The sequence below is a fragment of the Bradyrhizobium sp. AZCC 1721 genome (genome assembly GCF_036924715.1).
Lineage (GTDB): Bacteria > Pseudomonadota > Alphaproteobacteria > Rhizobiales > Xanthobacteraceae > Bradyrhizobium.
The window spans coordinates 6,305,616-6,328,254 of record NZ_JAZHSB010000001.1 but is presented as its reverse complement, the minus strand read 5'-3'; the positions used below and the strand labels follow the sequence as shown (position 1 = coordinate 6,328,254).

The 22,639-nt window shown below is 62.8% G+C and carries 24 protein-coding genes; 14 read left to right on the top strand and 10 right to left on the bottom strand.

The window, feature by feature from the left end:
- The first annotated feature begins 6 nt into the window (after positions 1 to 6).
- A complete protein-coding gene (locus tag V1273_RS30200) occupies positions 7 to 1,023 on the top strand; it encodes an adenylate/guanylate cyclase domain-containing protein (RefSeq protein WP_334411786.1) in 1,017 nt (338 codons plus the stop codon).
- A 24-nt stretch (positions 1,024 to 1,047) separates the two neighbouring features.
- On the opposite strand, the gene V1273_RS30195 is transcribed toward V1273_RS30200, so the two are convergent.
- From V1273_RS30195 to V1273_RS30185, 3 genes are all read right to left on the bottom strand, one after another.
- Entirely contained in the window at positions 1,048 to 1,392 is a 345-nt protein-coding gene (locus V1273_RS30195; protein ID WP_334411785.1) for a hypothetical protein, read from the bottom strand.
- A 158-nt stretch (positions 1,393 to 1,550) separates the two neighbouring features.
- Positions 1,551 to 2,357, bottom strand: a complete 807-nt coding sequence (locus V1273_RS30190; RefSeq protein WP_334411784.1) for a hypothetical protein — start codon at positions 2,355 to 2,357, stop codon at positions 1,551 to 1,553.
- A 38-nt stretch (positions 2,358 to 2,395) separates the two neighbouring features.
- A complete protein-coding gene (locus tag V1273_RS30185; RefSeq protein WP_334411783.1) occupies positions 2,396 to 2,896 on the bottom strand; it encodes a GlcG/HbpS family heme-binding protein in 501 nt (166 codons plus the stop codon).
- A gap of 169 nt (positions 2,897 to 3,065) precedes the next feature.
- Here V1273_RS30185 and V1273_RS30180 point away from each other — a divergent pair, with 169 nt between their 5' ends.
- From V1273_RS30180 to V1273_RS30170, 3 genes are read left to right on the top strand one after another with little or no spacing between them, the layout of a single operon-like run.
- On the top strand, positions 3,066 to 4,250 hold the full coding sequence (locus V1273_RS30180) for an ABC transporter ATP-binding protein (RefSeq protein WP_442894121.1): 1,185 nt from the start codon (positions 3,066 to 3,068) through the stop codon (positions 4,248 to 4,250).
- The gene (locus V1273_RS30175; protein ID WP_334411782.1) at positions 4,247 to 5,161 is read left to right on the top strand and encodes an ABC transporter permease; all 915 of its coding nucleotides are present in this window, start codon (positions 4,247 to 4,249) and stop codon (positions 5,159 to 5,161) included. The genes V1273_RS30180 and V1273_RS30175 overlap by 4 nt, the downstream gene beginning before the upstream one ends.
- Complete coding sequence (locus tag V1273_RS30170; RefSeq protein ID WP_334380180.1) at positions 5,158 to 5,976, top strand: ABC transporter permease; 819 nt, start codon at positions 5,158 to 5,160, stop codon at positions 5,974 to 5,976. The genes V1273_RS30175 and V1273_RS30170 overlap by 4 nt, the downstream gene beginning before the upstream one ends.
- Here V1273_RS30170 and V1273_RS30165 read toward each other — a convergent pair whose 3' ends face one another.
- The 6 genes from V1273_RS30165 to V1273_RS30140 form a co-directional block, all read right to left on the bottom strand.
- Positions 5,977 to 6,828: a carbohydrate ABC transporter permease gene (locus tag V1273_RS30165; protein WP_334365028.1), complete on the bottom strand. Its 852-nt coding sequence runs from the start codon at positions 6,826 to 6,828 to the stop codon at positions 5,977 to 5,979. It abuts the gene before it with no gap.
- Positions 6,825 to 7,697 carry a carbohydrate ABC transporter permease gene (locus V1273_RS30160; RefSeq protein ID WP_334411781.1) on the bottom strand — a complete coding sequence of 291 codons (873 nt, stop codon included), beginning with the start codon at positions 7,695 to 7,697 and terminating at the stop codon, positions 6,825 to 6,827. Before V1273_RS30160 ends, V1273_RS30165 begins: the two co-directional genes overlap by 4 nt.
- 221 nt (positions 7,698 to 7,918) lie before the next feature.
- On the bottom strand, positions 7,919 to 9,304 hold the full coding sequence (locus V1273_RS30155; RefSeq protein WP_334380181.1) for an ABC transporter substrate-binding protein: 1,386 nt from the start codon (positions 9,302 to 9,304) through the stop codon (positions 7,919 to 7,921).
- Positions 9,305 to 9,639: 335 nt separating this feature from the next.
- Positions 9,640 to 10,116: a DUF2269 family protein gene (locus tag V1273_RS30150; RefSeq protein ID WP_334365024.1), complete on the bottom strand. Its 477-nt coding sequence runs from the start codon at positions 10,114 to 10,116 to the stop codon at positions 9,640 to 9,642.
- A complete protein-coding gene (locus V1273_RS30145) occupies positions 10,116 to 11,390 on the bottom strand; it encodes an SDR family oxidoreductase (RefSeq protein ID WP_334411780.1) in 1,275 nt (424 codons plus the stop codon). The genes V1273_RS30150 and V1273_RS30145 overlap by 1 nt, the downstream gene beginning before the upstream one ends.
- A 245-nt stretch (positions 11,391 to 11,635) precedes the next feature.
- Positions 11,636 to 11,815 (bottom strand): DUF3072 domain-containing protein, encoded by a 180-nt coding sequence (locus tag V1273_RS30140; RefSeq protein ID WP_334411779.1) that lies wholly within the window; start codon positions 11,813 to 11,815, stop codon positions 11,636 to 11,638.
- 97 nt (positions 11,816 to 11,912) lie between these two features.
- Between V1273_RS30140 and V1273_RS30135 the strand changes: the two genes are divergently transcribed.
- The 3 genes from V1273_RS30135 to V1273_RS30125 all read left to right on the top strand — a co-directional run bounded on the left by V1273_RS30135 (position 11,913) and on the right by V1273_RS30125 (position 13,255).
- Positions 11,913 to 12,299, top strand: coding sequence for a hypothetical protein (locus V1273_RS30135; RefSeq protein ID WP_334411778.1), 387 nt, complete (start codon positions 11,913 to 11,915; stop codon positions 12,297 to 12,299).
- Positions 12,289 to 12,501: a hypothetical protein gene (locus V1273_RS30130; protein ID WP_334365019.1), complete on the top strand. Its 213-nt coding sequence runs from the start codon at positions 12,289 to 12,291 to the stop codon at positions 12,499 to 12,501. The genes V1273_RS30135 and V1273_RS30130 overlap by 11 nt, the downstream gene beginning before the upstream one ends.
- Positions 12,502 to 12,880: 379 nt before the next feature.
- Complete coding sequence (locus tag V1273_RS30125; protein WP_334411777.1) at positions 12,881 to 13,255, top strand: hypothetical protein; 375 nt, start codon at positions 12,881 to 12,883, stop codon at positions 13,253 to 13,255.
- 70 nt (positions 13,256 to 13,325) lie between these two features.
- Here the strand turns inward: V1273_RS30125 and V1273_RS30120 are convergent, their stop codons facing one another.
- Positions 13,326 to 15,266, bottom strand: coding sequence for an AsmA family protein (locus tag V1273_RS30120; RefSeq protein ID WP_334412291.1), 1,941 nt, complete (start codon positions 15,264 to 15,266; stop codon positions 13,326 to 13,328).
- Positions 15,267 to 15,764: 498 nt separating this feature from the next.
- On the opposite strand from V1273_RS30120, the gene V1273_RS30115 reads away from it, so the two are divergent.
- The 7 genes from V1273_RS30115 to V1273_RS30085 all read left to right on the top strand — a co-directional run bounded on the left by V1273_RS30115 (position 15,765) and on the right by V1273_RS30085 (position 22,621).
- Positions 15,765 to 19,034 (top strand): CHAT domain-containing protein, encoded by a 3,270-nt coding sequence (locus tag V1273_RS30115; protein WP_442894173.1) that lies wholly within the window; start codon positions 15,765 to 15,767, stop codon positions 19,032 to 19,034.
- Positions 19,035 to 19,060: 26 nt separating this feature from the next.
- Complete coding sequence (locus tag V1273_RS30110) at positions 19,061 to 19,513, top strand: hypothetical protein (RefSeq protein WP_334365016.1); 453 nt, start codon at positions 19,061 to 19,063, stop codon at positions 19,511 to 19,513.
- Positions 19,514 to 19,590: 77 nt separating this feature from the next.
- Positions 19,591 to 19,719: a hypothetical protein gene (locus tag V1273_RS30105; RefSeq protein WP_334411775.1), complete on the top strand. Its 129-nt coding sequence runs from the start codon at positions 19,591 to 19,593 to the stop codon at positions 19,717 to 19,719.
- A 77-nt stretch (positions 19,720 to 19,796) separates the two neighbouring features.
- Positions 19,797 to 20,492 (top strand): hypothetical protein, encoded by a 696-nt coding sequence (locus V1273_RS30100; protein WP_334411774.1) that lies wholly within the window; start codon positions 19,797 to 19,799, stop codon positions 20,490 to 20,492.
- An 83-nt stretch (positions 20,493 to 20,575) separates the two neighbouring features.
- Positions 20,576 to 21,313 carry a CoA transferase subunit A gene (locus V1273_RS30095; RefSeq protein ID WP_028350172.1) on the top strand — a complete coding sequence of 246 codons (738 nt, stop codon included), beginning with the start codon at positions 20,576 to 20,578 and terminating at the stop codon, positions 21,311 to 21,313.
- A complete protein-coding gene (locus tag V1273_RS30090) occupies positions 21,313 to 21,963 on the top strand; it encodes a 3-oxoacid CoA-transferase subunit B (protein ID WP_334365013.1) in 651 nt (216 codons plus the stop codon). Before V1273_RS30095 ends, V1273_RS30090 begins: the two co-directional genes overlap by 1 nt.
- Before the next feature lie 4 nt (positions 21,964 to 21,967).
- Complete coding sequence (locus V1273_RS30085; protein ID WP_334369026.1) at positions 21,968 to 22,621, top strand: GNAT family N-acetyltransferase; 654 nt, start codon at positions 21,968 to 21,970, stop codon at positions 22,619 to 22,621.
- Positions 22,622 to 22,639 lie beyond the last annotated feature (18 nt).

Here is a 22,639-nt window from a genome sequence, read left to right as displayed (position 1 = left end):
TGCGACATGCGGGGCGTGATCAGGCCAACCGTTTTCCTGGCGATCATCGGCTTGCTCGGGGGAATAGCCTATCGCTATTTCATTGACGATCCGATCGAAGCAACGTTGCCGTACTATCTCCGGAGCATGTTGCATGGGATGGGCATCACGCTGGCCGCCTGGGGTGTTCATCTCTACTTCACGTCGCGACGAAGTGCGTGGATCAGCAAATGGCCGTTGCTGATGGATCTGGCGGTGCGCTCAGCGACCATGGCCATCGTGGTCGCGAGCGCGGCGCTGGTCTTGCAGGCGGCACTGTACTGGGAATGGATCGAGACGAAGTGGCTGATTGAGAAGTTTCCCATTGTCGTTGCGTTTAGCTTCTTCGCATCCCTGATCGTCCTGTCAACCTTCGAACTGACACGGCTGGTCGGCAGCCGCGTGCTGTTCAACGTAGCGCTCGGGCGATACCGAAGCCCGGTGCGGGAAGCGCGCGTGCTGATGTTTCTCGATCTCGCAGGTTCGACCTCGCTCGCGGAGACGATGGGCGAACTGCGCGTGCAGGGCCTGCTCACCCGCTTCTTCTTCGACATCGATGGTGCGATCGTCGCGCATGGCGGCGAGGTTCACGCCTATGTCGGCGATGAGGTCATCGTGACGTGGCCGCTCGATGACAGGATGTCGGGGGCCCGCTGCATCGAATGCTTCTTCGCGATTGCCGACAGCATAGCGAACAAAGCTGACTCTTATCGGCAGGAGTTCGGCATGGTGCCGAGCTTCCGCGCTGGCCTGCATGCCGGTTACGTGGTGATCAGCGAGTGCGGCAGCTCACGCCGCCAGCTTGCCTATTTCGGTGATACCGTGAACGTGACGGCGCGGCTGCAGGAGCACTGCAAGGAGGTTGGCCGGAACTTGCTGGTGTCTTCCGACCTGCTGCGCCACATGAAGCTGAAGCCGGTTTTCGCCGTCGAAGCGCTCGGCGAAGTTCGCTTGCGGGGACGGGCGGCGGCAATCGAGGTGTTTGCCGTCGAGCGACGTGGCTGATCGTCGCGACCTGCTTGACCTCGCCTAGTTTCGCTGCGCTTGCCGCGACCAGGCCTCGTCACGCGCCGAAGGCCTACGGTCAAGCCGGGCCGAGATGCGGCTCGCGGCCGCTTCGCCGCGACCGGCGCGAAGGTACGCCACGATCAGCGTGTCCTCCCACAATTCGCGCTGGGCGTGGCTGCCGCCGATCCGCGTCAACTCGGCCAGGGTCGGCTCAAGCAGGTGGATTGCCTCCGCATTGTCGCCTTCCGCAAACGCCCGGATGCCGCGGCAGAGGTCGATGGCGGCCTGCCCCGGCAACAGCTTGCCGTCGGCTGCGCGTGCTTCGAGCTGCGCCAATCGCGTCTCCAGCGCATCGCTGCCGGTCATTGCGGCAGCCAGCGCAAAATGGACGTCGGCAAAATGCGCGCCGGCTTGCGGAAAGTACTTTTCGCCATAGGCGGCGATATCCTGCCAATGCGCCTCCAGTCCGGTCTGGCCGGCCAGCGCAAGCCGCCACAGCAGCGAGGCGCCGTCGGTGAAGATGTTCAGCGGCGGATATGGCCGGCCGCCGGCTTGATATGCTGTTCGTAGATCGCAAGCGCGCCGTCGGGATCGCCGGCGTCGAGCAATGTCAACGCGCCGTGCCAGGCCAGGTGCCCATGCAGAAAGCTCTGGCGCTCATGCGCCGGCATCCATTGCGAAAGGAAGCCGCGGCTGGCCTCCATGTCGCCCTGCTCGAACATCGCATGCGAGAGACCATGTGCCGCGTTGGCGTTGGCCGATCGCAGCCCCATCGCGCGCTCGGACAGCGTCCGGCCAGTGGAGAGATTTCCCGCCTCGGTGTGCGACCAGCCGAGGTAGCTGACAAACCACCAGTCCTCGCCATAATGGCGTGCGTGGCGTTCGCAGATCGCGAGCTTGGCCGCATCGTGATCGGGACGGCCCGAGAACGCGTAGAGACCGAACGCGCCGAGCAGGATCGACAGCACCTGCGCGTCGCGCGGATACTCTTCGAGATGCGCCTCGGCGCCGGTCACCGCGACCTTCGGCTTACTCTCGATCACGGCGGCCATGATCTCGACATGGCTTTTTTCGCGCGGGCTCGCGCCGGCGGCCAGTTCACGGGCCTGCGCCGCCACGGCACGCGCCTTGCTGCCCTCCATGTTGAGCTGATGCAGCCGGGCGCGGCCGATATGCGCCAGCGCAAAGCCGGGATCTTCCGCAATCGCCTTGTCGAAGGCGTCCTCGGCACCGTGCCAGGCCGACAGCATGCAGTCGACGCCTTCGCGATAATGCGCCGCGGCGCGATCCGAGGCGGTTGTCAGCGGGAGGTCATATCTGTCGCGGTTCATCGTTCTTGTCCTAGGGGCGTGCGATGACATCGTCAGGTCTAGAAGTCGAGCTTGTCGCGTATGGCATCGATGCCTGCTTTGGCGCAGGCTTCGTCCTCGTCGCCGCCGGGAGCCCCGGAGACGCCGACAGCGCCCACCAGCGAACCTGCCGCTTCGACCGTCAGCCCACCGCCGATGATGACTGCGCCCGGCAGATCACGGATTCCGGACTGCATCATCCCGGGCTGGCTGTTGGCAACGAGTTCGGTTGTGCTGGTGCGGAAGCTGACGGCCGTCCACGCCTTGCCCGAAGCGGTCGACACCGTGTGGGGACCTGCAAAGCGGTCGCGCAGCAATACTTGCGTCACGCCGAAGCGATCGACCACGGCGACCGACACCTGAAAGCCGCGTTTGCGGCAATCCGCCAGCGTCGCGCGCGCCAGATCGAGCGCCACCTCGGGGCTCAGCGATTTGTAGGTGACGATGGCTTCCTGGGCGGCGGCCGAGCTGGCGAGCAGGCAAGAGATCGCCGTCGTTGCCACCAAATTTCGAACGGTCATCAATCTCTCCCGATCATTCCCATCGCGCGCGGCGGCCGGCTTTCTGCGAATTCCGAACCTTACCAGAGACGGGAGCTGCATCCAGAATATTGTGGCTGCTTGTTCCGGGCCGGTTGAGCGGATGGCGATCCGCCGCTAGCGTGCGGCCATGATGGCGCAGGCAAATGACATGAGCGGGCAATCGCCTGAGATCGACACAGCGAAAATCAACACGGCTGTAGCGCAGGCGACGCCGATGGCGCCGGCCGGCGACACGCCGCTGCTCCGCATCGAAGGCGTATCCAAGAAATTCGGCAGTTTCCGCGCCGTGGACCGGCTCTCGCTCGACGTCAACGCAGGCGAGTTCTTTGCGCTATTGGGCCCGAGCGGCTGCGGCAAGACCACGCTGCTCAGGATGCTTGCCGGTTTCGAAACCCCGGACGAGGGCCGCATCCTGCTCGGTGGCCGCGATATCGCGCCGGTGCTGCCGCATGAGCGGCCCGTCAACATGATGTTCCAGAACTACGCGCTGTTTCCGCATCTCTCGGTCTGGGACAACATCGCGTTCGGCCTGAAGCGCGCCGGGATGGCGCGCGCCGCCATTGATACCCGCGTGGGCGAGATGGCCGCGCTGGTCAAGCTCGAGGGCATGGAGAAGCGCAGGCCGGATCAGCTTTCCGGCGGCCAGAAGCAGCGCGTGGCGCTGGCGCGCTCGCTGGCCCGGCGGCCCAAGGTCCTGCTGCTTGACGAGCCGTTGGCGGCGCTCGACAAGAAGCTGCGTGAAAGCACGCAGCTCGAATTGATGGAACTGCAGCGCCGCCTCGGCATGACCTTCATTGTCGTCACCCACGACCAGGAAGAGGCGATGACGATGGCGAATCGGATCGGCGTCATGGATGCCGGCCGGCTCGAACAGGTCGCTACCCCGCGCGATCTCTACGAGGCGCCCGCCTCGCGCTGGGTCGCCCAGTTCGTCGGCGACGTCAATGTGTTCGACGGCGAGGTCACCTCGCAGGAAGACCATCGCCTGACGATTGCGACCCGCGACGGCGGAAGCATCGTGGTCGCCGAGCCGCGCGATCTCGTCGGCAAGACGGTGGTCTCGGTCGCGATACGCCCCGAGAAGGTCAAGCTGTCGCGCCGCGGCCCGGCATCGGATACGGGCACCTTGCAGGCAATCAACCGGCTCGAGGGCGTTGTTGCCGATGTCAGCTATCTCGGCGGCTCGACCGTCTACAAGATCAAGCTCGATTCCGGCGCGGTGGTACGCTCGTCGATCGCCAATACTGCGCGGCTTGATATCGACACTTTGAGCGCCGGTCAGCGCGTGGTGGCGTGGTTCACGCCCGACGATTGCGTGGTGCTGGAGCGATGAGCACGCGCCGCATCTTCGCGCAGCCGGCGCGGTATGCCGCCATCGCGCCCTACCTGTGGATGGTCCTGTTCTTCCTGGTGCCGTTCGGGTTCGTAGTGAAGATCAGCCTGTCGCAGACCGCGATCGCGCAGCCGCCCTATGTGCCCGTGTTCGATTTCTCCGAAGGATGGGCTGCGATCAGCGCGGCCTTCGCGCAGTTGTCCTTCGATAGTTTCAGGCTGCTGATCTCGGACAGCCTCTACATCAGCTCCTATTTGCGCAGCGTCGTTGTTGCGGTAACCTCGACATTGATCCTGCTCTTGATTGGCTATCCGATCGCCTATGGCATGGCGCGGCTACCGCAGCGCTGGCAGCCGATCGCGATGATGCTGGTGATCGTGCCGTTCTGGACCTCGTTCCTGATCCGCATCTATGCCTGGATCAATATTTTGCAGCATGACGGGCTGCTCAATAAAATTCTACTCGCGCTGCATCTGGTCTCGTCGCCGGTGGTGTGGCTCTCGACCGATACTGCGATGTATCTCGGCATCGTCTATTCCTATCTGCCGTTCATGATCCTCCCGCTGTACGCGACGCTTTCGAAGATGGACCCCTCGCTTTTGGAAGCCGCAAGCGATCTCGGTTCGTCGCCGCTTCAGGCGTTCTGGCTGGTGACGTTCCCGTTGTCCTTGCCTGGGGTCGGCGCCGGCGCGCTGCTGTGCTTCATTCCGATCATCGGCGAATTCGTGATCCCCGATCTTTTGGCCGGCTCCGGTTCGATGATGATCGGCCAGACGCTGTGGCTCGAATTCTTCACCAACAAGGACTGGCCAGTCGCCGCCGCCGCCGCGGTCGCCTTGCTGGTGCTGCTGGTGCCGCCGCTACTGCTCTACGACCGGCTGCAGCGCCGCACATTGGAGGGCGATCGATGATGGCGCAACGTATCGGCAGGATCTCGCCATTCAACATCACCGCGCTCGCGCTGGGGATGGCGTTTCTGTATCTGCCGATCGTGATCCTCGTCATCTATTCCTTCAACGCCTCGCGGCTGGTCACGGTGTGGGGCGGCTGGTCGCTGCGCTGGTATCATGAATTCTTCAACGACCGCGCGATGCTGGATGCGGCATGGATGAGCCTTCGCGTCGCCGCGGTATCGGCCACGATCGCAACGCTGCTCGGCACGCTCGCGGCAGTCGGGCTGGTTCGCGGCGAGCGCTTCAGGGGGCGGACGCTGTTTTCCGGCATGCTCTACGCGCCGCTGGTGATGCCCGAGGTGATCTCAGGGCTGTCGCTGCTGTTGTTGTTCGTGGCGCTCAACGCCGAGCGCGGCTTCTGGACCGTGACGATCGCGCACACCACGCTGACGATGTGCTTCGTCACCGTGGTGGTGCAGTCGCGCCTCGCTTCGCTCGATCGCAGCCTGGAAGAGGCCGCTATGGATCTCGGTTGCGATCCGGTGCAGGCGTTTATTCGGGTGACGCTACCGCTGATCGTGCCTGCCATTGCCGCAGGCTGGATGCTGGCCTTCACGCTCTCGCTCGACGATGTCGTGATCGCAAGCTTCACCACCGGCCCCGGCTCGGCAACGCTGCCGATCCGGATCTATTCCGAGGTGCGGCTGGGGGTAAAGCCGGAGATCAACGCGATCTGCACCATGGTGATCGCGCTGATCGCGGTGCTCATCGTGCTCGCTTCGCTCGCTGCGAAGCTGTCGAGCTCGGAGGCTAAGAGCGCGGCGCCGCTGTAGTCACGACTTCACCGCGCCGGCCGTCAGTCCGCCTACCATGTAGCGCTTGAACGCGTAATAGATCGCGGCCGGCGGCAGCGCGTAGATGAAGCCGGTGGTCATCAGCAATTCCCAGGGCGAGTCGTCGGCGGCCAGGAAGTTGCCAAGCGCCACGGGGAGCGTGATCTCGGTATCCTTCGACAGCAGCAGGAACGCGTAGAGATATTCGTTCCAGGCGAGCAGGATCGCGTAGGTGCCGATCGCCACCAGCGAGGGCATCATCAGCGGCACATACACCAGCCGGAACAGTTGCAGGGTGGTAGCGCCGTCCATGGTGGCGGCTTCATCAAGTTCGACCGGCAGCTTGTCGGACGCCTGCTTCAAAACCCAGATCGCGTAAGGGGACGCGATCGTCACCATCGCGAGAATCAGCGACCAGTGATTGTTGAGGAGGCCGTAATTGCCCATGGTGCGATACATCGGCACGGCGAGGAATGCCGCCGGGATGAAATAGGTGAACAGCGCCAGATTCATCACCCAGCGCCCGCCGGGAACGCGCAGCCGCGAGATCGAGAACGCCGCGGCGGTCGCGATCAAGAGCGTCAGCGCGCCCGCCGAAAGGGCGATCACCACCGAATTGAAGAACTGGATCCAAAAATCGCGCAGGAAGTAGTGCTCCTGGTAGAACACGATCTTGAAATTGTTCAGCGTCGGATGCGTGGGCCAAAGCTTGCCGGAAAACGCGTCTTCCTTCGGCGAGATCGCGAACAGGAACATGTGGTAGATCGGCACGAGCGTCCAGATCAGCACGGGGATGCCGATCAGGAGCAATTTTGCTTCGGTGCCGATCTCGCGGAGTGTTGGCAGCTTCATCGCGACAACCGTTTCATCATGAAATAGACCAGCGGCAACACGAACGGCAGCGCGCAGACGATGGAGGCCATCGCGAGCGAGAGCTGGTCGAGCCGGAGATAGCGGATGCCGAGCGTGGCCAGTACGTGGGTGAGGTCGGCAGGGCCACCGCCGGTGAGCAGATAGACGCTGTTGAAATCGCCCAGCGTCCAGATCATCGAGAGCAGCGTGCAGGTGATATAGAGCGTCTGCATCGACGGCCAGGTGATGTAGCGGAATTTCTGAGACCAGCTCGCGCCGTCGACTTCGGCGGCTTCGTAGAGATCGTGCGAGATCGCTAGTCGCCCGGTCATCAGGATCAGCGTCCAGAACGGCAGCGATTTCCAGATGTGCACGCCGATCGCCATGGCGAGCGCGACGCTCGGATCGTTCAGCCAGTTCGGGCCGTCCTCGGCAGTGAATTTGAAGATCAGTTGGTTGATGACGCCCCATTCCGGATTGAGCATGAAGCGCACGGAAAGGATTGTCGGGATCGACGGCACCGCCCAGGGCAGGATGAACAGCACCGACAGCCATTTGATCCAGGTGCGCTGCTGGGCGAAGAAGCCGGATAGGAACAGCGCGATCGCCATTTTCAGATTGATGCCGACCAGGAGGAAGATCAGCGTATTGACGGCGGCGCGCGCGAAGATCGGGTCGTGATAGAGCGCGACATAGCTCGCCGGATGCCGCGCCAACCACAGCCCGTAGCCGACCGGATAGACCACGAAGGCCATGAACACCAGCAGATAGGGGGCGAGCAGCACGATGCCCCAGACCTGCGGTGTGGTCAGCCGGGCTGACAAAGGCGGGCTTGGAATTGCCTGATCGCCCGAAAGCGTGATTGCCATACGTATACTCTTGGAGCGAGAGGCCGGCCGTCGCTACGCCGTCGTCCCTGCGAACGCAGGGACCCATAACCACAGGTCGTTGTTATTGCGCAAGGTCGTCGACCGGCATTTTGCAAAACGACCGCCGCGGCCTCGCGATGAGCGCAAGCGCTCACGCGGGGGTCCCTGCTTTCGCAGGGACGACAAGCACCATACGTTCGCGGCGGCCGGCATTGCTTACGCTAACCCGCGACCTGCTTGAGGCGGGCGATCAGTTCGTCGACGGCCTTGTCGACCGGCACCTTCTCGCTCACCACGCGGTTCATCGCCTTGGCCCAGACGTTCTCGTTGTTCAAGATCGTGAACTTCCAGTTCTTGGTGAAGTCGAATGGCGTGGTGCCGCCCGTGAACTGATTGTACACCGCCTTGCGATGCCGGTCAGCCTGCCAGAACGGGCTCTGCTGGCTGGCTGTCGTTACCGGGAACCAGCGGCCGAGCGCGCCTTCGATATAGGGCCGGACGTTCTCCTCCTGCAGCAGGAACTTGATGAACTCCTTGCCCTCCGCCTTGTTCTTGGCGACCGTGAACATCAGGCCGGTCTTGACGTCGGAGCGATACTTGATCGGCGTGCCGTCCGGCTTGTTGGGGAAGGACGCGGTGATGATGGTCTCATCGTAGTTCTTCTTGCCGAGCGCGCGCTGCTCCGGCGTCAGCGCCGGGTTGTTGGCGTCGTCGAGCCATTTCGCCGCGATCGAGATCGTGAAGTTGTGCGTCATCACGATCGTCTTGTTGTGGAAGGCGACGTTGTTGTCCGGATCCTTCCAGGTGGTGGAGGAGGGCGGCGTGCAGCCCTTGATGTACGTGTCGGTGTAATCCTTCATCGCCTTGATCAGGTTTTCCCGCACCTTAGGATCGTCGACCAGGAGCTTGCCGTCGTCATCGACCAGCTTGACGTTGTAGGCGTCCATGAAGGTGTAGAACGACTGGAACGAGTCGGTGGATTCCACGCCCATCGGCTGGCCGACGGCATAGACGCGCTGACCGGTGGCCTTGCGGCTGGCGGCCTGCACCTTGTTGCACCAGAAGGACCAATAGTCCTCCCATTTGGTCGGGATGTCGCTTTCCTTGAAGCCGGCCTGTTCCAGCATGTCCTTCCAGATCTGGACGTGCATGCTCTGCTGCTTCAGCGGAAAGCCGTAATAGCCCTTCTTCTTGGCGACGTCGTTATAGAGCAGCGCGGTTTCCAGCGTGTTCGGCGCGAACGCCGACTTCATCGGCAGCAGGATATCGGAGAGATCCTCGAGCTTACCCTCATAGGCCCACTTGCCCTGCGCCTGCACGTCATAGCTGTCGGAATAGGCGACATCAGGCACAGTGCCCGAATCCAGCGCCGCCACCGTCTTCGGGATCATGTCCTGAATGGCGTATTGCGACAGTTCGACCTTGATGCCGGTCTTGGCCTCGAATTTCTTGATCGCCTCCAAGAGCGCGTCGTCCTCGGACTTGTAAAAGCCCTTGCCGAACCAGACGGTGATGGTCTTTTGCTGGGCCAGTGCGGGTGCAGTGGCGTAAAACAGCCCGACCGCAGCGACCGCAAGTGAAAGCCCACCTAGTTTTTTGGATATCACGTTGTTCTCCCTGAAAACGCCGGCTTGTTAACCGGTTGGATAAAAGACTAGCCCATGCGCGCGGCGCGATCCAGATGGGGCGATGCAAACTTCTGTAGGGGGATATTCAGGGCGCAAATGCGGCAAAGATGTCTGCGCACGCGGGGGCATTTTGGTTCAACCATTTTGGTTCAATCATTTTTGCGTCCTCGGATGCCGGAAGCCGGGGAGTTTGGCTCAGCGCCTGGCGTCGAAGGCGCTAGCTAGGTTCAGCGCCCTAATGAGCGAGCCAAGATGCGGAGATGAAAGCCGCGGCTATCGCTTCGCTCAATGTCCTCGTCGATTGCCGGCGCATTTCAGAAAACCCCGATCTGCGGTTTGGCGATCATCAGCCACATTATGATCGCCACTGCGGTGAACGCCGGAATGCCAAACGCGAACCATAGCCAAAAAATCCGGTGATATTCTATCGGCAGCGGCTTGCCTTCCGCCGCTGCGATCACGGCGAGGTCGCGCAGGCGCATTTGCATCCACACCACCGGCAGCCACAGCGCGCCGGTGATGACGTACAGCACGATCGACCAGACGATCCATCCGTCCCAGAACGAATAGCCGACGTTCAGCACGAGCAGCGTGCCGGTGATGGGCTGCACGACGACGGCGGTCGCCGTGAAGATGAAGTCGGCAATCACGACGATGCGGGCGACGCCTGCGATCACGGCCGGCTTGCCGCCGAGGTGAGCCGCCAGCATGAAGAAGGCGATGCCCGCGCCGGTGCCGAGCAGCACGGCGGCACCGACGACATGGAGATATTTGAGAACGAAATACAGCATCACCGGTCCTCGAGCACGGCCAGCGCCGCGAAATGCAGCACGATGATCGGCCAGATCTTCAGCATCGGCCCCAGCGGATCGGCCCAGAGCCGCGGCACCAGGATGGTGCCGATGATCGCGTAGGTGAAGGAAATCGCGATGGCAGCATAGAGGCCGTAGCGGCTGGTCGGCCTGTAGGCGATCGCAATTCCAATCACCAGATCGGCCAGGGCGCCCGCGATGATCGTCACCGCCGCAGCCGTTCCTTCCACGCCGCCTTCGCCCATCAGGCCCATGCCATAACCCCAGCCGGGCCCCAGCGAGACAAACGCGGTCGAGAGCCAGAACAGGGATAGAACGACAAAGATCGCGGGCTTGACCAGGTACATGCCGGCAAACCAGCGTTCCTGCACGGAGGCCGGTTCAGAGGCGAAGAATTCCGGAAGGCTTTTGGGATGCAGCCCGAGCCGCTGCATGTCTTCGAGATTGCCGACGGCGCCGCGCCCGATCTCCCGTTCGGCGGTGCGGCGTACGGGCGGCCGCCAGCCGAGATATGAAACCATGTCGCCGAATTTGTACATGAGGCTGGAAGCGAACCGCGGCAGGTGCAGCTCCCGCGCCGGCGGCCAACGGCACCAGCGGCGGAACAGCGCAACGACCGCGCTGAAGGAATAGCGATGCGGGCCGACCAGTTCGATAATCTGCCGCGCGGGCGCGGCCGGGTCGAGAAAGTGCTCCACGGTCCGTACCACGTCCTCAAGCAGGACGATCTGGAGCTGTCCCGTGTTCGGCATCACGGGAATGGCGGGCAGCGCCGCCAGGCCTCGCATCAGCGCGCTGGCGCCATAGGCCGCGCGGCCGATCACCACGGAAGGCCGCAAGATGACCCAATCGAGATCGCGCTCCATCAGCGCTTTGTCGCCGGCCAATTTGGATCGGGAAAAATCGCTCGGGGTTTCGCGGTCGACGCCGATGGCGGAAAAATGGATGACGCGACGGATCTGGAGCTGCTCGCAAGCGGCAAAGAGATTTGCGATGCCGTGATGATGCACCATTGAGGTGGAATCGCCGGGGCTGTCCTGGAGTACGCCTGCGCAATTCACAACCGCCTCGATGCCATCGAGATGCGGCAGCCAGTATGCGGGCAACTTCGCCTCGGAGATATCGACCCTGTGAGCTCCAGGGCCGGAATGGTCGCTTCTACTCATTGAAACGACGGAATGACCGCGCGAGAACAGGTGAGCCACGATTGCCGATCCGATCAGTCCGGTCCCTCCTACAACGGCAATCCTCATGACCGGCTCCGCGCCGAGAAGTCACGCCTGCTTCCGAGAACGTACGCCCCGAACGAATTCCTCCACGCCTGCACGCGGCACCGCATGACGGCTTTCCTTCATTCAGGGATAAGCACGCAGCGAAGAGCAATGTTCCTGGATCAAACCGGGCTCGGGTCGGTTTTGGATTGAAGGTGGCGCATCGGTTTGGGCTATGGCGGCGCTCCATGTCCCTTCGTTCCGGTCACGGGGACCGGGCAGGCGGCTCAGAACGAATTCGCCAATTCGATCTCCGCCTTCAGCGCGGCAATCCGCCGCTCGGCTTCCCTGGCCGTCAGGTTTTTCTCGAACAGTTTTGGCTGGTAGGCCTCGGCGCTGAGCGTGCGCAGCGCCGCCAATTGGCGCGGCGTCATCGGCGCATCCACCTGGTCCGATAGCCGGGACATCTGAAACCCCAAAGAATCTTCGATTCGATCCGAACTCTTAACTTGAAATTTGTTCTTTATTTGTTCTTATGGGGTTCTACCGCAGCGAGGTGGCCCCATGGACAACAAATTGAATGAAATTCGCAGGAAAATCAGCTTCTTACGGTCGGAGATGCTGAGCGCGGAGGATAACATCCGCAAACAGCTCAACCGCGATGAGGACTGTTCGGAAACAGCAACGCGTCTGATGGCCATGCGGGTCACCATGGTCGGGCTCATCGGCGAGCGGAACCGGCTCGGCGGCGAAGAGCGGCTGCTCAATGTCGATGAGCGGCTGAAGCTCGATGTCCGTGCGGTCAGCAGGAAGCCTGCGATCGGGGCGCCAGAGCGTTTTCCAGCGAAATGGGAACCGGTTCGCGGCAAGAAAACGCGTCAAATAAAAAATCCAGAGCCCCGTTCCGATTCAATCGGAACGGAGAAGGCTCGAGGCCGCCGTGAGCGATGATGCCATTCAGGCCCTGCGCCGGCAGATTGCCGAACTGGATCAGCTTGCTCGTCAGCTCAATCAATCCGGCCTGGATAACGCCCAGGCGCAACTCCTGCTCGCGCGCAAGCGGGCGGAGTTGGAAGATTTCATCAACAGAGGCCGGCGATGTCAGGACCGCTCAGATGGTACGACCCCAACGCAGATAACCCGCCGTGGCTAAAAGCCCTGGCGGAGGTTCGGATCAGGGCGACGCGGGAAGGATGGTGCCATGCCCATGTCCAGGCGATCGTTGTCGCAATCGATCAATATGCCGAGGCGGCGCTGGGCAATCGGGATTACTTCCTCAACAGGCCGCATAGCATCGGTGGCCGCAGCAACAACATTCCCTGAAGATCGCTTGCGATGGAATTGAGCGTAATAATTTGGAGGAGGTTGGATGTTTGAGCGATGCGGCTATAGGGCGGCGCTTTACCTTTTGGCTTTGATCGCGGCGGTGAATTGCAGCGTTTTCATCTATTCGCAGTGGTATCTGCCACGCTTTAGCTCTGGTCTTGCGGTCCACGCGGTGGCAGCGCTGGTTATTTTGGTGGGCCCTCTGGTTGTTCAGCAAAATTGCGCGATACGCAGGTGCGGCATTTTACTTTCTTGCTGCGGGATCTGCCGCCTTTGCATTTTGGGACTTTGCTGGCCGGGTGCATGTCGGCGTCATCTGGGGCGCGACAATGGGAGTTCTGAGTCTGGCTGCCGCATTGATCCTCGTTTTCTCAAAACCGTTCGCAAAAGAATTTGCGGCCGAGCGCGAAAAGCGGCCTGCGTGTAAGAAGTATCTCCTTCACGCGTTCACGTTGGCGATCGTCATTGCGGCGGGAGCTGCCGCATTGGTCGATGTCGTCGCTATGTTTTCTAGCTACCAAGGCCAGTACAGTAGACGGGCGGATGAGCCAAACGGGTCCGCGCACGGCGCGGCCCGATGACAGGCTCAGGCGCAATCCGCCAACTCGGGGGGCGTTAAGGCAGATTACGCTGACGCTAGTCCGCCCTACGTTAATTCGCCTTCGCCGGTGCATTGGCCGGCGCGTCCGCCGCCGCCTCCGGTACCGCTTGCCGCGATCCTCCGCCGGTAAACCGTTCGATCACCGAGCGCACCGCATCGCGCGTCTTGCGATCCTTCACCGCATCGAGCAGGGGCGCTGCGCCCGGCGAGCGGCGGATCAGGCTTTCCGGATCGGGAAACACCAGCGGATCGTCCCACGGGCCCTGCACCACGAAGGGCAGTTCGAAGCCCTTGTCGCCGGCGGCGGCCGAGGTCAGGCTGGCGACGCCCTTGAGGTCGTATTCGCGGCTCGGCACCGAAGCGGTGCCGGTCAGCGTCAGGCGCGTGGTCGGTCCGTCCACGCGGATATCCTCGACGGTGGCGATGCCGTCGTTGAAGTGCACCGAAACGATGAGGTTGTCGTAGGGGGTCGTGCCGGAGCGGAAATTGCCGCCGCCGGATAGCGGGCGGCGCTCCAGCCGCTTCAGCAACTGCTCGACATTGAAGCCGGCGATCGCGCCGTCATGACCGGTGAGCGTGGCGGTGCCGTCGAGCGAGGAGGCAAGGCCGAACGGGCTCGAGCCGGATGCCATCAACGAGACGCCGAGATTGCCGCGGCCGGAAAGCTTGGTGATGCCGAACAATTCGCTGGCGCAGGTCTGCAGATCGACATCGGTGAACTGGAACTGCGCCTTGACGTCGGCGATCGCGTCCGAACGCGCGATGCCGAACGAGCCCTTGGCGATGCCGCCATACATCTGCGCTTCGCCGACCGAGAGCGCCAGCGCGCCGCCGCGCAGATTGGCGCCGAACGCGGTGCGACCGAGTCTCGTCGGGCCGACCGTCACCCTCGCTGCCGACAGGCGCATGTCGAGGTCGGTGGCGGAGAGCGAGGTGAGGTCGAACAATTGCCGGTTCCAGTCGCGCGCGCCGCTCGCAAGCAGGCGGACGGTCGAGATATAGGGCGTGAAATCCAGGTTGCCCGCGGCGAGCGTCGCCTGCAGCGTCTGGCGGCCGTTATTGGCAACCGTCATCACGCCCTCGGCGACATTGCCGTCGAGTTCGACATTCACATTCGTCAGCGCAACCGAGGCTCCAACGACATTGGCGCGGGCCCTCAGCGCGAAGCGGCCGAACCCGCCGCTGCCAGGCACCGGCTGTCCCATCCAGCGCAACGCGTTGCGCAGCGACACGCTGTCGACGGTAACCGTGCCGTCCATCATCAGGCTGGTGCGGTTGGCCAAGGAGCCGTCGAAGGCCAGCTTCAGCGGCGCGCTGACCAGCCGCGCCTTCAGACCCGAGCGGTCGCCCGAGAGCATCGCGACGAAGTCGCTGGCCGAGATCGAGCCGTCGACGCGTTCGCCGCGCCAGTCGAATTGTCCGGTCGCCGCGAACGAGCGCGAGATCGACGGCCAGGCCAGCGAGAGATCGATGTCACTGAGCTGTTCGGTGGCGCGGTTGGCGGCATCCTCGTATTTGAGCACGCCGTCCTGAATCCTGATTTCCGAGAACGACACCTGGTTTTCGGCGCCGGGCTTCATCGTGCGCGCGATGCGTTCGACGAACGGCGTCCAGTTGCTCTGGCCGCCGGCCTCTCTGACGACGCGGATATGCGGCCGCAACATCATGACGTCTGCGATTTCGAAGCGGCGGAGCAGCAATGGCAGCAGGCGCAGATTTGCGGTCAATACATCGACCTGCAGCGCGGGGTCGGTGGTGCCGCCGCCCTTCAGCCCGACATTGTGGAACGAGACATAGCTGCCCGGAAACACCGATACGTCGATCGCGCCGGTGACGACCAGATCGAGCCCGGTAACCGCGCGAATCTGTGCCTCGACCGCCTGTCGCAACGCGTCGCGGTTGATGAACCAGGAGGTTCCGATCAGGGCGAGCACGGCCATGCCGAACAGCGCCGCAACCGGCATCCCGAGGCGCTTCATTCCTTGGGCCATCGTCAGTGACATATCCGGATCTGGCTAAACCGAAGTCGGGTTTCTGTGTTTAAGGTCTTGTTGATTAGGTGTCCTGCCGATCAGGGCAGGCGACGCATCGGTAACCCTGTGCCAACCCTCGCAACTTGAAGGGTTTTCTTGACGCTTTCAAGGCCGACAACGCCGGTTCCTGGGTCGTGATCACAGGCCTTTACAGCCCGCTCCGCCCAAAAGCCCGTACGATTCCGGGTGCGACCAGAAGTCCCTGCATGCCTGGCTTTGGAATTCCATGACAGCCTTGGGCCGGCTTGCTAGTATTTCCTTATTGCATATCGTTAATGTTTATATTGGGGTCATTAAATGTCCTCGCATACTAATTCTCACCTGCGTTTTAGGGCTGCCAATTTCCTTGCAATCCAAGCCGCTACGTCAAGATGCGCCATCGCGACGGCGGTGCTTGCGGTAACCGCGCCGGTGGCGCAGGCGCTCAGCGTCGAGACCGCCCGGGAAAGCTGCCGGATGACGGTCGGCAGGCCCATCGTTCAGGCTTGCATGCGAGCCTCCGGCGGAGCGGGAAACATCGAAGCCTGTCGCCAGAAGGCGACGCCGCAAGTCCGCGCCTGCGTGATGGCCGCCCTCGACAAGGCTAATGGTCGCGCCAATGTCGCCGTCGCTATTCCAACCGAAGCCGCACCGAAAGTTGCGCCCGGAAGCGCGCTGCCCGCTGGATTCGTCGCTCCGCCGCGAACCATCACCGACATCACCGCGATCCTGGACAGCGAGAAGCCCGATCTCAAGACCATCGAGAAACTGAAGGCCGAGGCCGATACCAAGCCGACCGGCAAGGAATCGCGCGAAGATCTGGCGCAGTTCTACTTCGATCGCGGCAACGCCAGGGCCCAGCTCGGCCGGCTCGCCGATACTATCGCCGACGCCAACAAGGCCATCGAAGTCGGCCGCGGCGCGGTTTCGGCCAACATGATGGGAAGGTTGATTTCGCTTGCCGCCCAACAGTACATGGCCGCCGGCGATCCCAAGAAGGCTTTTGAACTGTTTCAGCGGCTGCTTCGCGAGACATCCAACCAGAAGGGGGCCAGGGGGTACCTGGTCGGTGCGAACCGCGCGATCGCCGGCATCCTGATCCAGATGGGCGATATCGCGCAGGCGGAGGCCTACCTGCGCCGCAGCCAGCCGCTGCTCCAGGAAGCGCGAACCAGCGGCCATCCGATCATGCGGTCGACCTACAATACCTACGGTCAGAACTGGGAAGCCGAAGTCGAAATCGGCCGCGCCATGCTGTTCGAAGCGCGGGGGCAATTCCGCGATGCCGAGGCCTCGTACAAGCTCGGCGAGCTGCGCAAGCGCGCTGCGATCAAGCCAATGTTGTCGGGTGCAGAGAATCCGCCTTCCGAGTCCAGCATGGTGCTCGCCGTCGATCTCAACATCTTGAACCAGGCCCGAATGAAAGCGCGGCAAGGACGCTTTGCGGAAGCCGAGGTCGATGCTCGCCGGGCGCTGCTGTCGCAGTTGAAAAACCAAGGCAAATACAATCCCACCACGCCGCGCTTTATCGCGGGATTGGCCGGCATTCTTGTCGAGCAAGGCCGTTACGCCGAAGCGGAGCAACTGGCCAGGGTGAGCCTGGACATTACCCGGACGGTTGGCGTCGCTGAAGATTCTCTTTCGACTGTGCAGTTGTTGTCGCAGCTCGGCAACATCTTGAATCTGCAGCGCAAGGGAAAGGATGCGATCGCGGTCTTTGCGCAGATCGACAAGGCGATCGCGAAATGGGAGCCGGCGCGGCGAGAGGCTTTCGAACTCAACGGCGGGCGCATTTACTCGCTCTATGCCTCCGGCCAAATCGAAGCCGGCATTGCCGCGGCTGAACAGCTCCTGAAGAAGCAGATTTCCCGGGTCGGCGAAAATCATCTCGATACCGCCTCGGCGCGCGGCACGCTGGCGATCGGCTTGATGCGGGCCGGACGCGACCAGGATGCGATCCGCGAGTTCAGGACGGCGATCCCGATCCTGATGGCGTCGTCGCGCGAGAACGCCGATGACGACGACACCACGGCGGTGGCGGCGCGCAATCAGCGCCTGCAGGGCATCGTCGAAGCCTATCTCAACATGCTGGCGCAGGAGAAGAACCTGTCGGGCGATGTCGGCGTCGAAACCTTCAGCCTAGCCGACGCCATTCGCGGCCGTTCGGTGCAGCAGGCGTTGGCGGCGTCAAGTGCGCGCGCCGCCGCCAAGGATCCGGCGCTGGCCGAACTGGTCCGCAAGGAACAGAACCTCGGCAAGCAGGTGAATGCGCAACTGGGAACGCTGAACAACGTGCTGTCGCTGCCGTCGCACGAGCGCGACGACAAGGGCGTTCACGCGATCAACGCCTCGATCAATGCACTGCGCGCCGAACGGTTGAAAGCGCGCCAGGAGATCAGCCGGCGATTCCCGGTTTATGCAGACCTGGTCGCGCCGAAATCGCCATCCGTGGAGCAGATCAGGGCGACACTGGCCGATGGCGAAGCAATGCTGTCGTTCTACTTCGGACAGAGCAGCAGTTTCGTCTGGGCGGTTCCGAAGAACGGCCCGGTCGCATTCGCTGCGATCAAGGCGAGTAGCGGCGACATCGAGAGCAAGGTGCGCAAGCTGCGCGAGGCGCTGGAGCCGCAGGCGGCGATGATCTCGGACATTCCGCCGTTCGATCTCAAGCTCGCGCATGAGCTCTATTCGCTGCTGCTGCAGCCGGTCGAGAGCGGATGGAAGCCAGCCAAGAATCTGATCCTGGTGACCAATGGCGCGCTCGGCCTGTTGCCATTGTCGCTGTTGCCAACGGCGCCGACCGAGATCCGCGGCGACGACGATCCGCTGTTTGCAAGCTACAAGGATGTGCCGTGGCTGGCGCGGACGCACGCGGTCACGACCGTTCCCTCGGCCGCGGCGCTGCGTACCTTGCGTCAATTGCCGCCCGGCAAGCCCAACCGCGGCGAACTGATCGCGTTCGGCGATCCTTACTTCAGCAAGGAACAGGAGGCCGAGGCTGACAACGCCGACAAGGTGAGGGTCGCCGATGCCTCCGGCAACACGACGCGAGGCGGTCCACTGAAGCGGCGCAACAGCCCGAAACTCGATGGCGTCGACAGCGCCGAACTGGCGATGTTGCCGCGGCTGCCCGATACGTCGGACGAGTTGAAGTCGATCGCGCTGGCGCTGCAGGCCGATCCGTCGAAAGTCCTCAACCTCGGCAAGCAGGCCAGCGAGCAGGCGGTGAAGACGATGGATCTTTCGGGGTTCAAGGTGCTGGCGTTCGCCACCCACGGTCTCGTACCCGGCGAGCTGAACGGCTTGTCGCAGCCGGCGCTGGCGCTGTCATCGCCCACTGTTACCGGAGGCGATGGCGACGGCCTGCTGACGATGGAGGAAATCCTTGGGCTGAAGCTCGACGCCGACTGGGTCGTGCTGTCGGCGTGCAACACCGGCGCCGGAGCAGGCGCCGGTGCCGAGGCCGCCTCAGGCCTCGGCCGCGCGTTTTTCTACGCCGGCACCCGCGCGCTGCTGGTGACCAACTGGTCGGTTCACTCGCAGTCGGCGCGTGAACTGGTGACCGATCTGTTCAGGCGCCAGGCGCAGGATCCCAAATTGACGCGCGGTGAAGCGCTGCGGCTGGCGATGATGGCTCTGGTGGACGGCCCCGGCTACACTGGTGCCGACGGCAAGACCGAATTCGCTTATGCACATCCGTTGTTTTGGGCGCCGTACACCATCATCGGCGATGGCGGCGTGAGATAATGTTGAAGGGCAGGGGGAGAACGATCGTGCGTATCTGCGGCTTGCGGTTTTTGCTGGGAAGTATTGCGATTATCGCCGCCGGAGCGCTGCCGGCGAAAGCGGCGCAGGTTTTGATCACGGCCGAGGAAGCCGCGCTGCCGCCGCCGAAAGGCGCGGTCGCGGCCGAGCGGCGCGGAATCACGCGGGGACCCAAGGTCGATCTCCTGACCGGCGGCGGGCAGCTCCGGTCTCCGATGCGGCTTCAGCTCAAATTCGAACCCTATGGCGGGGCCAAGATCGATCCGGATTCGGTCAAGATGACCTATCTCCGGACCCCGAACGTCGATCTCACGTCGCGGGTCAAATCCTTCGTTGGGCCGCGCGGGATTGATATGCCGGAGGTCGAACTGCCGGCTGGCGAGCACATGGTGCGGGTCGACATCAAGGACACCGACGGGCGTGTCGGGACTACGAGCTTTATCCTGAAGGTCGTCCCCTGAGCGCCGCCTGTCCATACTGCGCGAGGGAAAATCCGCCCGAGGCGCTGGTGTGCGGCTCCTGCTCGCGGGAGATCGCGGTGCCGCAATCGCTGATGGTGGAGCGTGACGAACTGGCGCGCAAGCGCGACACGTTGCGCCTCGAACTGGAGCGCGCGAAGAGCGAAGTCGAGGCGCTCAGGCGCCGCAGAAAAAATCGGTCAGCCTGATGGAATGCCCGTTCTGCGCCGAAACGATCAAGGATGAGGCAGTCGTCTGCAAACATTGCTCGCGGGATCTGCGGATCGTGCGCCCTGTCATCATCGAGATCGAGAAAATCGTCATCGAACTCGACGCCCTGCAGCGTGAACTCGATCGGACCAATGCCCGCATCGAGCGGATTCGGTCCCCTTTGCGATACTACGGCGTTCATTCGCTTGCCTATGTCCTGATCCCGGTCATCCTGCTGGTGGCCGCTCACACCCTCATCACTATCATCTTGGACATTACCCCGCTCTATCTCCGGCTTGCTTCGGTGGTCATTCCGCTGCCGTTTGGCTTCCTGATGCATTCGCATCTGAAAATCGGATGGCGCGGCGCTATTGCGGTCGGGCTTTTGACGGCGGCGATCGCCGTGACATGCATGCTCACCGTAACCGGCATCAACGACAACGTTCCGATCGTGCCCGGACCTTGGATCGAATGGCGAGAGGTGATCGAATATACCGCCAGCATCGCGCTCGCTTTCGCGACCGGCAACATTCTCGGCTTCCTGATTGTCGATGTGCTGCCGAAAACGGTGACGCAGGGCGGCGGCAAGCCCAACCCGCTTGCCTACAAGGCCGCAGGCCTGCTCGTCGGTCGGCATGTCGGCGCGGAGCACCTGCGCCGCCGCGCTCGGATCATTCAGGATCTGATGACGGCGGCCGGGCCCATGGTGGGTATCTTGGGGACCGCGGCCGGGTCCCTGTATGCCGGTCTGAAGGGCGTTATTGGCGGCTGAGCGCATTGACGCACCGCGAAAAATTCGCCTAATAATCCGCTCATGCCGGCCTTCGGCCGTTCCCTCCATCAGGTCTTATTTGCATGAACAAGGTTTATCCCGACGCCAAATCGGCACTCGACGGCGTTCTCAAGGACGGCATGATGATCATGTCCGGCGGCTTCGGTCTGTGCGGTATCGCCGAAACCCTGTCGGACGCGATCCGCGATTCCGGCGTCAAGAATCTGACGGTGGTTTCCAACAATGCCGGCGTCGACGGCATCGGGCTGAGCCGGCTGCTGGAGACGCGCCAGATCAAAAAGATGATCTCGTCCTATGTCGGCGAGAACAAGCTGTTCGCGCAGCAATACCTCGCCGGTGAACTGGAACTCGAGTTCAATCCGCAGGGCACGCTGGCCGAACGCATCCGCGCCGGCGGCGCCGGTATCCCGGCGTTCTACACCAAGACCGGCGTCGGCACGTTGATCGCCGAGGGCAAGGAAGTGAAGGAGTTCGACGGCGAAAAATACATCATGGAGCGCGGCCTGTTCGCCGATCTCGCCATCGTCCACGCCTGGAAGGGCGACACCGCCGGCAACCTGATCTACCGCAAGACCGCGCGCAATTTTAACCCGATGATGGCGACCGCCGCCAAGATCACGGTGGCGGAGGTCGAGCACCTGGTTCCGGCCGGCGAACTCAATCCCGACCACATCCACACGCCCGGCATTTTCGTCAAACGCATCATCGAGGTCGGCACGGCCAAGAAGCGCATTGAGTTCCGCAACACCCGCCCGCGCCCATCGAGCGCGTCCGCGGCGGCAACGGGAGTAGAAATCTGATGGCCTGGACCCGCGAACAGATGGCGGCGCGCGCCGCGAAGGAACTGCGCGACGGCTATTACGTCAATCTCGGCATCGGCATTCCAACGCTGGTTTCGAACTACATCCCTGCAGGCATCGACGTCAGCCTGCAGAGCGAGAACGGCATGCTCGGCATGGGCCCGTTCCCCTATGAGGACGAGGTGGACGCCGACCTGATCAACGCCGGCAAGCAGACGGTCAGCGAATTGCCGTCGACCAGCTATTTCTCGTCGGCGGATTCGTTCGGCATGGTGCGCGGCGGGCATATCGATCTCTCGATCCTCGGCGCGATGCAGGTGGCGCAGAACGGCGACCTCGCCAACTGGATGATCCCCGGCAAGATGGTGAAGGGCATGGGCGGCGCGATGGACCTCGTCGCCGGCGTCAAGCGCGTCGTCGTGGTGATGGAGCATTCCGCCAAGGACGGCCCGAAGCTCTTGAAGAAATGCGACCTGCCGCTGACCGGCGAGCGCGTGGTCGACATGGTGGTGACCGACCTTGCGGTCTTCACCATCGACAAGCACGGCAAGGACGGCATGGCGCTGATCGAGCTCGCCGATGGCGTGACGCTGGATGAGGTAAAGGCAAAGACCGAAGCCGAGTTCCGCGTCGCGCTGAAGAACGCTTAACGTGATGGCGGGGCGGTCGCAACTTGCGATCCGTCCCGCGCGTCCCGAAGACGCAAGCTTCATTGCCCGCAACATCCTGTCCTCGCAGCGCGGCCCGTTCCCGCGCGGCTGGTTCGACATCGCGCTTGGCTGGGACGAGCCGCAATGCCTTGCGTTCGTCGAATGCATCGCGATCGCGCCAACGCAATCGTGGTGGCACATCACCCAATTCATCGTCGCTGAAGTCGAGGGTGAGCCGGCGGCATCGCTCTGCGCGCTGCCCGCTAAAGGCACCGAGACCGCCGCGCGGGCGGCGATCCAGGAGGTGGCGACCGCGATAGGGCTGAGCGCCGTCGATCTGAAGGCGATCTTCCGGCGCGGCGCCTATGGAGCGAATTGCTGGGTGCAGGGCGGCGAGGGCGACTGGCTGATCGAACATGTCGCCACACTGGCGGAATATCGCGGGCGCGGGCTGGTGCAGGCGCTGATCGGGCATGCTTTGGCTGCCGGAAAGACCGCGGGCTTCAATCACGCATCGATCTCGTTTCTGATCGGCAACGAGGCGGCGGAACGGTGTTATGCGAAGGCGGGTTTTGCATTCGCCGAAGAAAAACGCGATCCGGCGTTCGAAGCGTTGACCGGTTCGCCGGGCTTCCGGCGATTTGTGCGCGGAATTTAGACGCGTGTCGTCCCTGCG

What these genes read in the sequence shown, in the direction of transcription:
- V1273_RS30090 (WP_334365013.1), top strand. Translation starts at nt 21,313, where the DNA reads ATGGCCTGGACCCGCGAACAGATGGCGGCGCGCGCCGCGAAGGAACTG.
- V1273_RS30140 (WP_334411779.1), bottom strand. Translation starts at nt 11,815, where the DNA reads ATGTCCCGGCTATCGGACCAGGTGGATGCGCCGATGACGCCGCGCCAA.
- V1273_RS30150 (WP_334365024.1), bottom strand. Translation starts at nt 10,116, where the DNA reads ATGCTGTATTTCGTTCTCAAATATCTCCATGTCGTCGGTGCCGCCGTG.
- V1273_RS30145 (WP_334411780.1), bottom strand. Translation starts at nt 11,390, where the DNA reads ATGAGGATTGCCGTTGTAGGAGGGACCGGACTGATCGGATCGGCAATC.
- V1273_RS30120 (WP_334412291.1), bottom strand. Translation starts at nt 15,266, where the DNA reads ATGGCCCAAGGAATGAAGCGCCTCGGGATGCCGGTTGCGGCGCTGTTC.
- V1273_RS30200 (WP_334411786.1), top strand. Translation starts at nt 7, where the DNA reads ATGCGGGGCGTGATCAGGCCAACCGTTTTCCTGGCGATCATCGGCTTG.
- V1273_RS30160 (WP_334411781.1), bottom strand. Translation starts at nt 7,697, where the DNA reads ATGGCAATCACGCTTTCGGGCGATCAGGCAATTCCAAGCCCGCCTTTG.
- V1273_RS30170 (WP_334380180.1), top strand. Translation starts at nt 5,158, where the DNA reads ATGATGGCGCAACGTATCGGCAGGATCTCGCCATTCAACATCACCGCG.
- V1273_RS30175 (WP_334411782.1), top strand. Translation starts at nt 4,247, where the DNA reads ATGAGCACGCGCCGCATCTTCGCGCAGCCGGCGCGGTATGCCGCCATC.
- V1273_RS30180 (WP_442894121.1), top strand. Translation starts at nt 3,066, where the DNA reads ATGAGCGGGCAATCGCCTGAGATCGACACAGCGAAAATCAACACGGCT.
- V1273_RS30115 (WP_442894173.1), top strand. Translation starts at nt 15,765, where the DNA reads ATGACGGTCGGCAGGCCCATCGTTCAGGCTTGCATGCGAGCCTCCGGC.
- V1273_RS30135 (WP_334411778.1), top strand. Translation starts at nt 11,913, where the DNA reads ATGGACAACAAATTGAATGAAATTCGCAGGAAAATCAGCTTCTTACGG.
- V1273_RS30190 (WP_334411784.1), bottom strand. Translation starts at nt 2,357, where the DNA reads ATGAACCGCGACAGATATGACCTCCCGCTGACAACCGCCTCGGATCGC.
- V1273_RS30095 (WP_028350172.1), top strand. Translation starts at nt 20,576, where the DNA reads ATGAACAAGGTTTATCCCGACGCCAAATCGGCACTCGACGGCGTTCTC.
- V1273_RS30085 (WP_334369026.1), top strand. Translation starts at nt 21,968, where the DNA reads ATGGCGGGGCGGTCGCAACTTGCGATCCGTCCCGCGCGTCCCGAAGAC.
- V1273_RS30195 (WP_334411785.1), bottom strand. Translation starts at nt 1,392, where the DNA reads ATGACCGGCAGCGATGCGCTGGAGACGCGATTGGCGCAGCTCGAAGCA.
- V1273_RS30185 (WP_334411783.1), bottom strand. Translation starts at nt 2,896, where the DNA reads ATGACCGTTCGAAATTTGGTGGCAACGACGGCGATCTCTTGCCTGCTC.
- V1273_RS30165 (WP_334365028.1), bottom strand. Translation starts at nt 6,828, where the DNA reads ATGAAGCTGCCAACACTCCGCGAGATCGGCACCGAAGCAAAATTGCTC.